General features: G+C 57.6%; 15 protein-coding genes and 2 pseudogenes. 9 read left to right on the forward strand and 8 right to left on the reverse strand.

Annotated elements, in window-relative coordinates:
• The first annotated feature begins 123 nt into the window (after positions 1-123).
• From VNZ60_RS18510 to VNZ60_RS18515, 3 genes and pseudogenes are all read left to right on the forward strand, one after another.
• Positions 124-609: a LysR family transcriptional regulator gene (locus VNZ60_RS18510; protein WP_325661720.1), complete on the forward strand. Its 486-nt coding sequence runs from the start codon at positions 124-126 to the stop codon at positions 607-609.
• A 175-nt stretch (positions 610-784) separates the two neighbouring features.
• The gene (locus VNZ60_RS25280; RefSeq protein WP_414648901.1) at positions 785-961 is read left to right on the forward strand and encodes a LysR substrate-binding domain-containing protein; all 177 of its coding nucleotides are present in this window, start codon (positions 785-787) and stop codon (positions 959-961) included.
• Positions 962-1,114: 153 nt separating this feature from the next.
• Positions 1,115-1,240, forward strand: a pseudogene (locus VNZ60_RS18515) (HlyD family secretion protein); the annotation flags it as partial.
• 60 nt (positions 1,241-1,300) lie between these two features.
• Here the strand turns inward: VNZ60_RS18515 and VNZ60_RS18520 are convergent.
• The 4 genes from VNZ60_RS18520 to VNZ60_RS18535 form a co-directional block, all read right to left on the reverse strand.
• Complete coding sequence (locus tag VNZ60_RS18520; RefSeq protein WP_325661722.1) at positions 1,301-2,488, reverse strand: thioredoxin family protein; 1,188 nt, start codon at positions 2,486-2,488, stop codon at positions 1,301-1,303.
• Positions 2,489-2,566: 78 nt separating this feature from the next.
• Positions 2,567-3,379: an alpha/beta fold hydrolase gene (locus VNZ60_RS18525; protein ID WP_325661724.1), complete on the reverse strand. Its 813-nt coding sequence runs from the start codon at positions 3,377-3,379 to the stop codon at positions 2,567-2,569.
• A 34-nt stretch (positions 3,380-3,413) separates the two neighbouring features.
• A complete protein-coding gene (locus VNZ60_RS18530) occupies positions 3,414-3,830 on the reverse strand; it encodes an organic hydroperoxide resistance protein (protein ID WP_325661726.1) in 417 nt (138 codons plus the stop codon).
• 114 nt (positions 3,831-3,944) lie between these two features.
• Positions 3,945-4,994 (reverse strand): alpha/beta fold hydrolase, encoded by a 1,050-nt coding sequence (locus VNZ60_RS18535; RefSeq protein ID WP_325661728.1) that lies wholly within the window; start codon positions 4,992-4,994, stop codon positions 3,945-3,947.
• Positions 4,995-5,172: 178 nt separating this feature from the next.
• On the opposite strand from VNZ60_RS18535, the gene VNZ60_RS18540 reads away from it, so the two are divergent.
• Entirely contained in the window at positions 5,173-5,643 is a 471-nt protein-coding gene (locus VNZ60_RS18540) for a MarR family winged helix-turn-helix transcriptional regulator (RefSeq protein WP_325661730.1), read from the forward strand.
• Positions 5,644-5,816: 173 nt separating this feature from the next.
• Here the strand turns inward: VNZ60_RS18540 and VNZ60_RS25210 are convergent, their stop codons facing one another.
• Positions 5,817-6,041, reverse strand: coding sequence for a hypothetical protein (locus tag VNZ60_RS25210; protein ID WP_349255814.1), 225 nt, complete (start codon positions 6,039-6,041; stop codon positions 5,817-5,819).
• 513 nt (positions 6,042-6,554) lie between these two features.
• On the reverse strand, positions 6,555-8,072 hold the full coding sequence (gene pdxR, locus VNZ60_RS18550) for a MocR-like pyridoxine biosynthesis transcription factor PdxR (protein WP_325661732.1): 1,518 nt from the start codon (positions 8,070-8,072) through the stop codon (positions 6,555-6,557).
• 132 nt (positions 8,073-8,204) lie between these two features.
• Between pdxR and VNZ60_RS18555 the strand changes: the two genes are divergently transcribed.
• From VNZ60_RS18555 to VNZ60_RS25290, 4 genes and pseudogenes are all read left to right on the forward strand, one after another.
• Positions 8,205-8,843, forward strand: coding sequence for an FMN-binding negative transcriptional regulator (locus VNZ60_RS18555; RefSeq protein ID WP_325661734.1), 639 nt, complete (start codon positions 8,205-8,207; stop codon positions 8,841-8,843).
• A 72-nt stretch (positions 8,844-8,915) separates the two neighbouring features.
• Positions 8,916-9,533, forward strand: a complete 618-nt coding sequence (locus VNZ60_RS18560) for a LysE family translocator (protein WP_325661736.1) — start codon at positions 8,916-8,918, stop codon at positions 9,531-9,533.
• A gap of 219 nt (positions 9,534-9,752) precedes the next feature.
• On the forward strand, positions 9,753-9,950 hold the full coding sequence (locus VNZ60_RS25285) for a helix-turn-helix domain-containing protein (protein WP_414648897.1): 198 nt from the start codon (positions 9,753-9,755) through the stop codon (positions 9,948-9,950).
• Positions 9,951-10,018: 68 nt separating this feature from the next.
• Positions 10,019-10,429, forward strand: a pseudogene (locus tag VNZ60_RS25290) (LysR family transcriptional regulator substrate-binding protein); the annotation flags it as partial.
• A 12-nt stretch (positions 10,430-10,441) separates the two neighbouring features.
• Here VNZ60_RS25290 and VNZ60_RS18565 read toward each other — a convergent pair.
• Together VNZ60_RS18565 and VNZ60_RS18570 are read right to left on the reverse strand one after the other, a co-directional pair.
• Positions 10,442-11,311 carry an SDR family oxidoreductase gene (locus VNZ60_RS18565; protein ID WP_325661738.1) on the reverse strand — a complete coding sequence of 290 codons (870 nt, stop codon included), beginning with the start codon at positions 11,309-11,311 and terminating at the stop codon, positions 10,442-10,444.
• Positions 11,312-11,348: 37 nt separating this feature from the next.
• Positions 11,349-12,281 carry an NADP-dependent oxidoreductase gene (locus tag VNZ60_RS18570; protein WP_325661740.1) on the reverse strand — a complete coding sequence of 311 codons (933 nt, stop codon included), beginning with the start codon at positions 12,279-12,281 and terminating at the stop codon, positions 11,349-11,351.
• Between the two features lie 100 nt (positions 12,282-12,381).
• Here VNZ60_RS18570 and VNZ60_RS18575 point away from each other — a divergent pair, with 100 nt between their 5' ends.
• Positions 12,382-13,257, forward strand: coding sequence for a LysR family transcriptional regulator (locus VNZ60_RS18575; protein ID WP_325661742.1), 876 nt, complete (start codon positions 12,382-12,384; stop codon positions 13,255-13,257).
• Positions 13,258-13,561: the final 304 nt, after the last annotated feature.

A 13,561-nucleotide genomic window follows, 5' to 3' on the forward strand; every position in this document is an offset into this window, starting at 1 on the left:
TAGCACGGGGAATTACTACACATTTCCTAAAAAAACTTCTAACAAATTCCCATTGTTTTTCTCTAAATTTCATGCCGAGCGCTTCGCAGAACGCCTTCCTAATAACGACGAATTGGCTGTATTTTGCCTACCTCAGCCGCTCAGATCGGCGTTACACAGTCCGCCCTCAGCCAAACAGTCCGATCGCTGGAGCATAGGCTTGATCTAAAACTGCTCAACCGCACGACGCGAAGCGTTGCACCCACGGAGGCGGGCGAGCAGTTGTTCCGAATTGTCGAGCCCCGGCTGGCCGAGATCGAAGCCGAGTTGGCAGTTCTCGGCAACATGCGCGGCAGGCCCGTTGGCACTGTTCGGATCACTGCGACCGAACACGCGGTACGGTCAATCGTTTGGCCGAGACTTTTGCCGTGGCTGCCAAACTATCCCGAAATCAAGATCGAGATCAGCAGTGACAATCGATTTGTCGATATCGTGGCGGAGCGCTTCGACATCGGCATTCGCCTTGGCGGCGACGTTGCCAAAAACATGATTGCGTTGCGCATTGCGCCGGACATGCGCATGGTTGTCGTAGGAAGTCCTGCTTATTTCAAACGCAATCCGCCGCCGTAGACGCCGCAGGAACTGAGCGAGCACGACTGTATCGGTTTGCGCCTACCGACATACGGTGGTTTGCTTGCCTGGGAATTCAAGCATGGCGAGCGAATTACTACCGCCAACGTCGAGGGCCGCCTCATGTTTAACCGGAGCGACTTAATGGCCGATGCCGCAGTAGCCGGGGAATGGGCTGGCGTGGCTGCCGGACGACATGGTCCGTGAGCATCTCGCTGCAGGGAGGCTCGTGACGACTCTCGATGAGTGGGAGATCACCTTCCCCGGATATCACCTCTACTATGCAAGTCGCCGCTCCTCATCTGCGCTGTCACTTGTTGTCGATGCCTTGCGACTTCCAAAGTCGCGCTGACCCAAACTTAAGATGACAGGTCACGCAGGACATTTTATTTTTGGTATTTGTGTCGAATAAAGCAGCTGCTGTTTTTCCCCGGCAGTTAAAACGTGCACTGCCTTGACATCCATGATGGCGGTAAATTTATCCGATTTGGGCCTCTTCTAGACTACCGGCAACTTCACGAAGATCGTCCAGCGCTTGCCTGTACGCATTCGCATCAATCCCGGCCAGCCTGTGGCGGCGAAGCTGCGAGTAGGTATGTCCGTAACACCGAAGATCCATATCGGTAATTGACTTTAACCAATGTTCAACCAAAGGTATCCCCCAGGAGGGTCTTCGGCGTCAACCGTGCAATCAGCCAAAAGTGAAGGCAAATGCGCCGACGCCTGCATCGAGAAAACGAATTTCGAAGGTGGATTCCTTCACCTTGCCAAACTGGCGCACAAGTTGGTAAAGGCGTGACTCGGTGACGATACCGTTGCCTTCCGCATCGGTATCGGAGCCGTGATCCGCGCGAGGTGCATGACCATCAATCTTGACTTGAAAACGTACTGGTCTGCCGTCCGCGCGAGGCCCAAGAACCAGATGCAAGTCGCGCGCGTTGAAGCGGTACGTAACACTACCGCCGGCCCGGTTCAGATTCGCACGTTCTGCGCCGACGGTCCAGTTGCCTGCAAGACTCCACTCGTTCAAATGCGGCACCTTCATGACGTAGTCGTAGGCAGCATCTCTTTTCAATCCGCTGTGCGAGGCGAAATTCGATGCTTGCTCGTAACCGACGTAAGTTTCACCGGAGCGCAGATGCGCGATATCGGGCGCTACTTGCTCGGCGCTGGCTTGTGGTGTCGTTCGCGCGCCCGCGGCATCGGCCTTGCCAGCTTCGGCCAATAGCGACTGGATGATCGTCTCTGCCTTTTCGTAGCTGCCTTCGCCGGCGAGGCGCGCCCTGACTCGCCCCTGCGCATCGGCGAAGTAAAAAACCGGCCATGCGTTGTTATGGAATGCGTTCCAGATTTGATGTTCGCTGTCGACTGCAATCGGGTAATCGATCTTGAAGCGCACTATCGCCTTCCCGATATTCGCAGTGTCTTTTTCGAAACCAAATTCAGGTGTGTGTACGCCAATCACGACCAGACCTCGATCGCGGTATTTCTCTGCCCAGGCACGCACATGCGGAAGCGTGCGGATGCAGTTGATGCAGGAATATGTCCAGAAATCGACCAGCACCACCTTACCGCGTAACTGTGCGGAGTCGAGCGGCGGCGAATTCAACCACGCCGACGCGCCGCTGAGAGAAGGAAGATGTCCAAGCACCGGCAAATCGCTACCGTACGATTTCATTGCTTTGTCTCCTGTCTCGGCGGCGGAGATGTTCGTGAACATCGCAACACCAAGGCCGAGTGCGATGAGAGCGCTGCGGACGAACCAGCGATGCAAGCGCTTTCGAAACAGGGAGGTGGTGAAAAGCAGCATAAGAAATTCCTTTTCATTTACGTTACGACTGATGGCTATCAGTTCCTGAAACACCTCAAGATCGAACATGTCAAACTCCCTGCCTTTGCCTGACTGCCTGAAACCGCCAAAAAGCGCAAGCAAAGCAGGAGCATCGTGACGGATTAACTACTTGTTGCCGGCGGCTTCTTCAATCACCTTCGCCACTACATCCGGCCGGGAGACCATGAGTACGTGAGAAGCACCTTTCACTTCGACGACATCCTTCGCGCTGGCGCGCTTGGCCATAAAGCGCAAAGCCTCGACAGGAATGTTCTTGTCGGCAGTGCCATACACGAAATAAGAGGGCAGCTGCTTCCAGGCAGCACCGTTCGATGCCTCATTGAGTGCAGCGACAGTCACCGGACGCTGGCCGGCGGCCATCAGCGCGGCCTGTCGCGGCGGCACGTCTGCAGCAAACTGCTGAGCGAACTTGTCCTGTCTGATGTAAAGATCCTTGCCGCCGTCGGCTAAGGTGACAGGATCGGCAAGCGCATCGCCGAGTGTACCGCCGGGGAATTTGCCTGCCAGGCCGGCGACTGTTTCGCCCTGCTCGGGCGCAAATGCGGCCACATAGACCAGCGCCTTTACTTCGGGATTACCTTCGGCAGCCTTGGAAATGACCATGCCGCCGTAGGAGTGACCGACAAGAACCAGCGGTCCCTTGACGGCACCGATCACGCTGGCTGCATATTGCGCATCATTGGCGATGCCGCGCAGCGGGTTGGCGACGCTCAGCACAGGATAGCCATGAGCAGTCAGTTTCTTCGCCACGCCATCCCAGCTACTGGAATCGGCGAAGGCGCCGTGGATCAGCACTACGGTGGGCCTGGCGATCGTGCCCTGGATCGAGGTAATGGGCGCTTCGGCATGCGCCAGCGGCAGGACGGCAGCAAACGATGCGGAAGCGGCAATGGAGATCAATAGTTTCTTGGCAGTCATGTTGGTTTCCTTATTGGGATAGGTCGAAATTGCCTCAGGCCAGGGTGACACTCACTTCGATGTTGCCGCGAGTCATTTTCGAGTATGGGCAGATCTGATGTGCGGCATCGATCAAGTCTTGTGCAGCATCGCCTGGCAGGCCGGGCAGATTTACTTTGAGGCGTGCCTGCAAGAGGAAGCCATCGTTTCCAGTGCCGAGGTCGACTTCGGCATCGACGGCGGTACCGGCTGGCAGGGAGAGATTCTTGTCCTTGGCGGCCCGCCCCATGGCGCCTATGAAGCAGGCCGACCAGCCGGCGGCGAAGAGCTGCTCAGGGTTGGTACCAGCTGCATGGCTGCCAGGAGGGGACAACTTGATGTCGAGACGGCCATCGTCGCTTTGCGCGGCGCCGTCGCGGCCGCCGGTGGTGTGCGTCCTACCGGTATAGAGAACTTTTTCGATCTTGCTCATGATGTTTCCTTTCAAGTGATTGAATGATGCAAAACTGCAATGACATGCTGCGGATGAATGGGTGAATGCCATTGAGCGTTGGCACCTGCAGGCAGGATGCCATCCCGATCATCATCAGAAATGATCGACTTCGATCACGGCATCCGCGAATGCGCGTGGTGCTTCTTGCGGCAGGTTATGGCCGATGCCACCGGTGACAAGCTCATGCTTATACTTGCCGGTGAAACGCTTGGCGTATGCCGCAGCCTCAGGGTGAGGCGCACCGTTGGCATCGCCTTCCATGGTGATGGCCGGCACCGCAATGGACGGGAACTTCGCCAACCGTGCTTCCAGTTCGTTGTATTTCGCTTCGCCATTTGCCAGGCCGAGGCGCCAGCGATAATTGTGGATGGTTACTGCTACATGGTCCGGATTTTCCAGATTCGCGGCACTGCGGTCGAAAGTGGCATCGTCGAAGCGCCATTGCGGCGACGCTGTTTGCCAGATGAGCTTGGCGAAATCGTGGCGGTTCTTTTCGTAGCCGGCGCGGCCTCGCTCAGTAGCGAAGTAAAACTGGTACCACCATTGCTGCTCGGCGTTCGGCGGCAAGACTTGCTTGCCGGCTTCCTGGCTGCCGATCAAATACCCGCTGACGGAAACCAGGCCCTTGACGCGTTGCGGCCACAGCGCAGCAACGATATCGGCTGTGCGAGCACCCCAGTCGTAACCGGCGAGGACGGCCTTGTCTATTTTCAGCGCATCCATCAGCGCGACGACGTCGGAGGCAAGCGCCGCCGGCTGGCCGTTGCGCACTGCATTGGGGTCGAGGAAACGCGTGGTGCCGTAGCCGCGCAGGTGCGGCACGATCACGCGATAGCCGGCGCTGGTCAGCAGGGGCACGACGTCGATAAAGCTGTTGATGTCATACGGCCAGCCGTGCAGCAGGATGACTACCGGGCCGTTGGCCGGGCCTTCGTCAACGTAGCCGACGTTGAGGTCACCGGCGTTGATCTGCTTGATGGACTTGAAGCTAGCCAGTCCGTGGTTTGCCGTTGCAGTCACGTTCGCCACTGCGCTTGCGGATTGTGCTTTGGCTGTTCCTGGCAATGCGAACTGAGCGCCGGCAAGGGCGAACGCGACAGTGGTAAGGACGAGGCGGCGATGGTTGTTGATGTATTGGTGCATTTGCTTTCTCCAGTAATGGTCGGGTGGTTTTCGGGCTCTTGTTGCAATCGATACGATGTGGCTAGTAGCAATAATTAGTTATCGTCATAATTATTGTGAAGATAAATATATCTGAGCTCGCCGCAATTTTCAAGTACGATAATCATTATTTCGATAAATAAATTTTGAAAGATATTAAATGAGCAATAAATCCAATCCCAGCAAAGACATTGCCAGGCTCGGCGACTTCATGTGCTTTGCCGTCTATTCGACCAACCTCGCTTATTCGCGCGTCTATAAACCTGTGCTGGAAAAGCTCGGGCTCACTTACCCGCAATACGTCACCATCATTTGCCTTTGGGAAGAGGACAACCAGACCGTCAAGGGGCTGAGCGAAAAGCTGTTCCTGGAACCGAGCACGATGACGCCTATGCTGAAGCGGTTGGAAGCGATGGGCTATGTGCGCCGGGAGCGCGACAGCGAGGACGAGCGCAGCGTGCTCGTGTCGCTTACTGAAACGGGGAGGGAACTAAGGGAAAAGGCCTTCGCCTTCCGCGAGGTGACGGCCAAGGCATCCGGCCTGGCGCCGGAGGAATTCCGTGTGCTGCAAAAAGCTATCGTCAACCTGCGAACCAATCTGATGAAGGCCTCCAGCCAGAACTCCGCCTAAGGCAGCAAGTACGGACCCTCATTCTTGCTCTGGAGAGGTTTCTTGGTACGCTTGCTCGTACTCCGACCTGTCGGCGAAGCTATCAGGCGGCACCTCCTTCTTGTGGGAATAAGTCGACCAAAGGTTCCAACTGGCGGGAAAAAACCGCAAATGCCAGGGACCAGTCTTTGAATTCAGAAACCAGTTCGTCGGCGGCCTCCCAATACTCGTTGCTTCGCGTGGCACAACCAGTCGCGCACCATTGATGACAGTGTGCGCCATTGCGTGCAGGCGTAGTAGATCTGGTGAACTTGTCGCTCGATGCCTGCGGGCAGGTCAAGCGCCTGCCAAGCCTTGAGGCGCTCGATGTGTTCGAGCATGTGTCGAGATTTGGCTTGACGGCCGACTAGCGTAGCCATGCCAGCATCGTCACTTTGCTGCCGTCCTTGCGCTTGAGAAGTTCGTCACCCCTTCTTTGACGAACTCCATGCGTACGTGCCCACGTTAACCCACATGGACACGTATGAAGGAGAAGTGTTAATTTGCATCCAAAATTGATAATCATCTAGCCGTCCTCCCTCGCGAACGCCGAGCGATAAAGTCATGGTGCGAACCCAACTTTATAAAGGAGAACGGCATGTTATTTTGCAGGATAGACCTTCATTCAAACAATTGTTTCGTCGTCATCAACGATGACGACGATCGGGTCCTATATTCCAGGCGTTTGCCCAATAATTTGACTGAAATTTGTACGGCGCTGAGGCCATACCGAGCGGAATTATCTGGTGTTGTCGTGGAGTCGACTTATAACTGGTATTGGCTTGTTGATGGTTTGATTGACACTGGTTACTCGCTGCACTTGGCCAATACTACCGCGATCAAGCAATACTACGGTCTCAAGCATCAAGGAGAAGAATCCCTGGACGAAGCCTTCACGAGGTAGTCTGTAGGCGCGGCTTGGTCTTTCTCATTGACATGATGATTGCAGCAAGGATCCGAACTGCTGCCTCCATCTGCTCGTTGCTGAAGCCACCTAAACCGAGGACGAGTCCTGAGCGGCCATTGCCTTCCGAATACATTGGAGACACTGCCCGCACAGCGACTCCAGCCTCCACGGCGCGTGACGCCAGCAAAACGTCGTCGATACCGTCCGCTAGCCAGAGCACCAGGTGCATGCCCTGATCGCTAGGCTGCAGCCATCCAAGATTCTTGGGAATCCATCGCTCGAGCATGCCTAACAGCTGGCTTCGACGGTCAGCGTACACACCGCGAATGCGTCGGATATGCCGATCCAGATGGCCTTCGGTGATGAAAGCGGCGAGGACGTGCTGGTCGGCGCTTGGCGTGTGCCTGTCCATCAGAACGCGCGCACCGCAGAAGGCTGCTACCAAAGCGTCAGGAACGATGGCATAGCCAAGGCGCAGCGACGGAAACAGGATCTTGCTGAAGGTGCCGAGGTAGACGACGCGATCCGGCGCCAGCCCCTGCAGCGAAGGAAACGGATGTCCGGCATAGCGCAGTTCGCTGTCGTAGTCGTCCTCTACGATCCAAGCCCCGCTCTTCCGCGCCCAAGCCAGCAGTGCATTCCTGCGCCCCATGCTCATCGGCATTCCCAACGGATATTGATGCGAAGGCGTGACGAATGCAGCACGCGCATCCTTTGCCATTGCCACGCCTGCGTCGACATCGATGCCGGCAGCGTCAACCGGAACGCGCACCATGCGATCCTGCCGCCCCGTGCTTTCGAGAATTCCCGTAATGCCCCGATAGGCGGGGTCTTCCACCCATGCGATGTCGGCGGCGCCCAGCAGCACTTGGCAGGCGACGTACAAGCCTTGCTGGGTTCCCGTCGTGATGATGACTTGTTCAGCATTGCACTGCACCGAGCGCGACCTCCTCACATACTCGGCCACGGCTTCCCGCAATGCCTTGACACCTTGAGGATCATCATAGCCCGAGGGCGCACCTGGTCCTCGGGCGCGAATGCGGTTGCCGAGTCGTCGCCACGCTGCATCGGGCGCTGCCGGGCCGGTGGGAACGGAAACGGCAAAGGGTACCGGTGGGAGCGGCTTAAATTGCTCCGCGACTTTGGCGAAGGCGGCTGCAGGCGCAGGAAGTGAAGCGGGCGTCGGGTTTGCCGCCGGCTTTTGCGAACCGCTGACCGCGGACCGCGATTGGGCCAACGCGGAAGCGACTCGTGTGCCCGCCCTCGGTTGTGCATCGAGAAATCCCTCGGCGATCAGCTGTTCGTACGCCTCCATGACGGTGCCGCGCGCGATATCGAGCGCGGCGGCTAGCTGACGGCTCGAAGGCAGAAGATCGCCAGGCTTCAAGTTGCCGCTACGTATTGCCTCGCGCAGAGCGTGCGTCAATTGCCGGCCAAGATGCCCGCTGCTACGGTCTATGCCGCTAATGGGCGGCAAATCCACAGCTTGGGGACGTCGTGGCATATTATTCTGGCCTACTGAAATTGTTCAATTGTGGACCTATATAGTAATCCAGCAAATAGCGATAATCCACATCAGATAACTGCCTGCAAAGACATATGCGTTTCAATCAGGGTTAAGACCGGGAGAACTGATATGTATGTACCCAACCATTTCGATGAATCTCGTACAGAAGTGCTGCATGACCTCATCAAGCACCATCCTTTTGGAATACTGTTCACGCACGGCGCAAGTGGACTGGATGCCAACCATATTCCTTTTGAACTCGATCCCCAGCAGGGCGAGATGGGTGTGCTGCATGCCCATGTGGCGCGCGCCAATCCGGTGTGGCAGGACGTATCCAATGGTGATGAGGTACTAGTGGTCTTTCGGGTCGCCGATGCGTATGTGTCGCCCACTTGGTATCCGTCCAAGCATGAGTTCCACAAGCAGGTACCCACCTGGAATTACGTGGTGGCTCATGCCTACGGACGCATCACCATCCGCGACGATGAGCGCTTCGTGCGCGGCCTGGTTGCCCGCCTGACCCGAACCCACGAAGCGTCACAGCCGACGCCGTGGAAGATGACGGACAGCTCCAAGGAGTACATTGACACGATGCTCAAGGCTATCGTGGGCCTGGAAATTGAAATCACGCGCCTTGTCGGCAAGTCAAAACTGAGCCAGAACAAGGAAGTGCGTGATATCCGCAGCGCCGGCGAGACGCTCAAGGCCCAAGGTGATCGTGTGATCGGCGACGCCATGCTGGCTTGTGCTGACGCCAAGCCGGCATAAATTTTCTACCTATTTGTAATCAGACCTCATGCGTCGGCCGACGCTGACCCTCACCTGAAAGACGCTAACACCATGTCATTCCTTGCCTTCGTACTCGCCGCCGTGGTCCTTGCCATCACCCCTGGTCCTGGCATTGCTTACGTCGTCGCGCGCACGGTCGCTGGCGGTCGCGCAGAAGGCTTGGCCTCATGTTTCGGCACCGGAATCGGCGGAATGCTCCACGTTTTTGCGGCGGCGCTCGGCCTGTCCCTGATAATTGCTCAGTCAGCCGTGGCTTACAACCTGGTCAAGTACCTTGGTGCCGCCTATCTCGTGCACATGGGCATTCGTCTGCTTCTGCGCAAGGATCAGGCGCTCACCGTGGAGCCGGTTACTTCTCAGGGGACGCGCCGGTCACTTTACGAGGGAATCGTTGTTGAGACGTTAAACGTCAAGACAGCGCTTTTCTTTCTGGCGTTTCTGCCTCAGTTTGTCTCACCAGGCAAACCCTTGGTCCCACAGTTGATGACACTTGGCAGCATTTGCGTCATCCTTAACACGATGGTCGATGTCATCGCGGTTTTCGCAGCTGATCGCTTACTCAAGTCAGGCGCCGCGCGCGCTGCTCGCGCTCGACTACTCACCAGGGTATCAGGCGTAACAATGCTGGGGCTTGGCGCCTTCTTGTCACTGGCAGGGCGTGAGGTCTAAAGGCCTCACGAGGCAGCATGCCCTCCCGATTCATCAAATGCACTGTCCTTAGAAATCAGTCCGAAATCCAGTATGACTCACAGTTATTAGTTGCTTCCAACACCGGCGGTTGTTTTCGTGATTGCCAGTAGCGGCATCAATACAAGCTATGCAGCACTCTATTGGTAGCATGCCGCAATCGTCTCCAGCAAAACATCTCCAAGTTATGATGGATTGTATATGAAGCATTCTGACCACAAAATACGGTTATTCCTCGAAATCTGTCGTTGCCCGACCCTATCCGAAGCTGCAAATCTGTTGGATATGAGTCAATCCAGTTTGAGCCGTACATTGGCTAGTCTGGGGACGGCAATTGGAAATCCACTATTTGATAGAAACGGGAGAGGAATTAAGTTAACCGAGGCCGGCGTACGTTAAGAGATGCTGTACGTCCGGCCTATGAGGTCATTGATGACGTAGTAAAACAACTTCGCAACGAGCAAGGCGTGACTGGTGGAAATATAAAGGTCGCTACTATTCACACTCTGAGCTACTACTTCATGGGAGACGTAGTGGCGAGCTTTATGAGCCAGCGGCCCTTGGTAAATATTTCAGTAGTCGTTCGGAGTTCACCAGAGGTAGTCGATCTCGTTGAAGGAGGGAAGGCAGAGATAGGCTTTGTCTACGACACCGCAGTAGCAACCGATGCGGTAAAAATCACACCGTTGTTCGAAGAAACGATGATGCTGATTGTTCACGAATCGTCTCCTATTTCCAGGCAAAAATCGGTCAATTTGGCGACGCAGAAGGTCCCCTTAGTTACATTTCCTCCGCATTACGCATTGCGCCGAATGCTCGACCGACATGGTTTGACCTCTGATGTATCGGTAGAGGTTGAAGCCGTCGATGCCATGCTGAAGCTGGTATCTCTAATCCTGCTTCAGCAGATCACGGACCGCATCACGATAATTTCGCAGCGGACGCCCCAGCATCTTCTCCAGCACCTCCACTACGCCTGGTGCGGCATGCATGCCGATGGTCTGGATGCGTCCCATCATCAGGCGCATGTCATAGGCCATCCAGTCGGGGCCATAGGCCGCCAATTGCTGCTCGAAACCGTCCAGGCTATCTCCGCCGTAGTGAATCTCGCGGTGAAGCTCCTCGCCCCACACACCGGCGGCCACCGGTCCGGTCAGGATCTCGGGCCCCACCAGTTCGAGCGTGCGGCGCGGTAGCGCATGTGTCGTGTGATGGCGCGCCAACAGCTCGGCCGCCGCGATGTCAGCGATGTCGCGCACATCGATCATTTCCACTCCGGCCTCGCCGATCGGCATCGGGTAGATGCCATAGCCTTCGATCACGGACTTGATGCGCTCGTCGTTCTGCATGAAATAGGCTGGCCGCAGGATGGTCGCCGGCAGCTCCAGGCTCTCGATCATCCGCTCAACTGTGTGCTTGCCCGTGAAGTGCGGAACATTTGTGTAGAGATCGGCGTGGATTACCGAGAGGTAGACGATGCGTTCGATTCCCGCCTCCTTGGCCAGATTCAGCGTCATCAGCGCTTGCGTCACTTCATCTGGCGTCACCGCGTTGAGCAGGAACAGGGTGCGCACCGACGACAGCGCCGCGCGCATGGATTTAGGGCTGCTCATGTCGCCCACGACCTCGGTCACGCCGTCGGGTAGCACGGCCTTGCCGGGCGTGCGAACCAAGGCCTTGAGTTCGACGTTGGCCGACGCCAGGCGTTGCAGGATCAGGGAGCCGATGGTGCCAGAGGCACCGGTAATCAGGATGCTCATGTCGTATTTCCTTTATGAATGGATGCGGATGGATGAATCAGAGGGAGAAGGCGACGACGGTCTTGCCGAGTTGCGGTCGGGTGCGGTTGCGCTCGATCGCGGCGGGCAGATCATCGAAGGGAACGACGGCGTCGATCCGAGATTGCAGGCGACCGTGCGCGACGTCTACGGCGATCTCCTGTAGCCGCTCGGCGTCGGGCTTGTTCATGAACCACAGGCCGCGGCAGCCAGCGGGAGTGCTCTGCAGGATCGCCGGGGAGGCAGTGCTGACGATGGCGCCGTTGGCAGAGAGCACCTGCCAGGAGCGAGCGAGGGTGTCTGCGCCGACGTAGTCGAGCACCAGGTCAATGTTACTGACAGCGGCCTCGAACTGGCCGGTCTGGTAATCGATTGCATGGTCGGCGCCCAGGCCGAGCACGTAGTCGAAATCGCGGGTCAGCGCAGTGGTGAACACCTCGGCGCCGGCGCGGCGCGCGAACTGCACCGCGAAGCCGCCCAGCCCGCCGGCCGCGCCATGGATCAGGATGCGCTGTCCGGCGTGGACGGGCCCGGCGAAGTGCAGGCTTTGCCATGCGGAGACGGCCGCCACCGGTAGTGCCGCGGCGTCGGTGAAGCTCATTGACGCGGGCATGGGAGCGAGGTTGGCTGCATCCACAGCCGCCAGCTCGGCATAGGCGCCCAGCCCGCCGAGCGGCCCCATCACGCGATCACCCTTGGTGAAGCGGGTGACGCCGGGGCCAACTTGCTCGACCACGCCGGCCAGCTCGATGCCCAGCACGGTCGGCAACACCAGAGGGAAGGCGTCCCTGACGTAGCCTTCGCGGACCTTCCAGTCCAGCCCGTTGACGCCGGCGGCGTGCACGCGCACCACGACCTGGCCGGCGCCCGCGACCGGCGCCTCGATGAGGGAAATCCTGGCGGCGTCGGGACCGCCATACTGCATCAGCTGCAAAGCACGAATCTTTTTCATGACAACTCCTTGTGGTTGGGTACGGACCTAACAATAATGTGTTTCATATTCAAAACAAAGACCATAAAATATAGACACACTGTATTGATATTGAGACGACATGGACATTAACGCGCTGGCAGATTTCCAATTGGTGGCGACGCACGGCGGGTTCGGCCGCGCCAGCCGCGCGAGCGGGCGCTCAAAGGCGACCTTGTCGCGCCGGATCGCCGAATTCGAGGAAGCGCTGGGCGTGCGCCTCATCGAACGGGGCGCGCGCAATCTTGAGTTGACGGAGGCGGGACGACTCCTGCTGAAGCGCTCCGAGGCACCGATGCGCGAACTCGCTGAGGCGCTGGCCGAGGCCCGGGAAGGTGTGGACAAGCCGCGCGGGCGACTGCGCATCGCGGCGCCCCTGGTCTTTTCGCAGATGGCACTGGGAGGAATACTCGCCAGGTTTCAGGCGAGCTATCCGGAGGTGGAGGTCGAGGCCGTGGCTGAAGACCGATTGGTTGACTTGGTGGAGGAACACTTCGACGTCACCATCCGTATCAACCCGCGCAAGGACAGCGTTCTGGTAGGCAGGTGCTTCGCCAGAGACCGGCTGGTTCTCGCCGCCGCCCCATCGCTGCGCGCCCCGGGTGGACGAGCCGCCAAGCCCGTCTCTACGCCAGCGGTAGTCATGCCAACCTACCGCGACGGCGACCTGTGGTCCGCTACCGACCGCAAGCTGGTGGTGGAGCCGCGGCCGGTCCTGCGCCTGTCGTCGTTACTGATGGTGCGCGATGCCGCCGCGGCCGGCGCCGGCGTGGCGCTGCTGCCGCAATCCTTGGCACAAGGCCTGGTCGACGAGGGCAGACTGACGACTTGGGGAATGGTCGGCGAGGAGGTCGAACTCTGGATCCTCTACACGTCGCGCCGGCTGCAGAGCCCGAAAGTGCGGGCGTTTGTCGACTTCATTTGCGGCCAGTATCCAACAGGATGGTTTGCTGTTTAACTCTGTGAGCCAGGCGATCCTTGCGCATTTTGCCATGCCGAGTCCATATTCGTCAGTATCGCTGTGCGCAGATAGCCTGCTGATGGCGGATTCAGTCGTTGAATCCACAGCCAACACCGGTCATTCAATTTTTGGGTTAAGCAAGATAAAGCGAAAGCAAATGATTAATCGCGATGAACTGCTCCAGTTACTCTGCAAAACCTGTCCTGGATTCAGGGATAAGAATGAATGACGGCAGCACCATCCGTGATTGGGTTGCATCAAATCGTGCAGTAAGCGGCTTCTGGGAGGTCATAAGATCGAA

This window comes from Collimonas sp. (genome assembly GCF_035566375.1).
Taxonomy (GTDB): Bacteria; Pseudomonadota; Gammaproteobacteria; order Burkholderiales; family Burkholderiaceae_D; genus Collimonas.

Bases quoted from the DNA above. Each gene is read 5' to 3' on its own strand.
- VNZ60_RS18520 (WP_325661722.1), bottom strand. From the start codon at position 2,488: ATGTTCGATCTTGAGGTGTTTCAGGAACTGATAGCCATCAGTCGTAAC.
- VNZ60_RS18525 (WP_325661724.1), bottom strand. From the start codon at position 3,379: ATGACTGCCAAGAAACTATTGATCTCCATTGCCGCTTCCGCATCGTTT.
- VNZ60_RS18530 (WP_325661726.1), bottom strand. From the start codon at position 3,830: ATGAGCAAGATCGAAAAAGTTCTCTATACCGGTAGGACGCACACCACC.
- VNZ60_RS18535 (WP_325661728.1), bottom strand. From the start codon at position 4,994: ATGCACCAATACATCAACAACCATCGCCGCCTCGTCCTTACCACTGTC.
- VNZ60_RS18540 (WP_325661730.1), top strand. From the start codon at position 5,173: ATGAGCAATAAATCCAATCCCAGCAAAGACATTGCCAGGCTCGGCGAC.
- VNZ60_RS25210 (WP_349255814.1), bottom strand. From the start codon at position 6,041: ATGGCTACGCTAGTCGGCCGTCAAGCCAAATCTCGACACATGCTCGAA.
- pdxR (WP_325661732.1), bottom strand. From the start codon at position 8,072: ATGCCACGACGTCCCCAAGCTGTGGATTTGCCGCCCATTAGCGGCATA.
- VNZ60_RS18555 (WP_325661734.1), top strand. From the start codon at position 8,205: ATGTATGTACCCAACCATTTCGATGAATCTCGTACAGAAGTGCTGCAT.
- VNZ60_RS18560 (WP_325661736.1), top strand. From the start codon at position 8,916: ATGTCATTCCTTGCCTTCGTACTCGCCGCCGTGGTCCTTGCCATCACC.
- VNZ60_RS25285 (WP_414648897.1), top strand. From the start codon at position 9,753: ATGAAGCATTCTGACCACAAAATACGGTTATTCCTCGAAATCTGTCGT.
- VNZ60_RS18565 (WP_325661738.1), bottom strand. From the start codon at position 11,311: ATGAGCATCCTGATTACCGGTGCCTCTGGCACCATCGGCTCCCTGATC.
- VNZ60_RS18570 (WP_325661740.1), bottom strand. From the start codon at position 12,281: ATGAAAAAGATTCGTGCTTTGCAGCTGATGCAGTATGGCGGTCCCGAC.
- VNZ60_RS18575 (WP_325661742.1), top strand. From the start codon at position 12,382: ATGGACATTAACGCGCTGGCAGATTTCCAATTGGTGGCGACGCACGGC.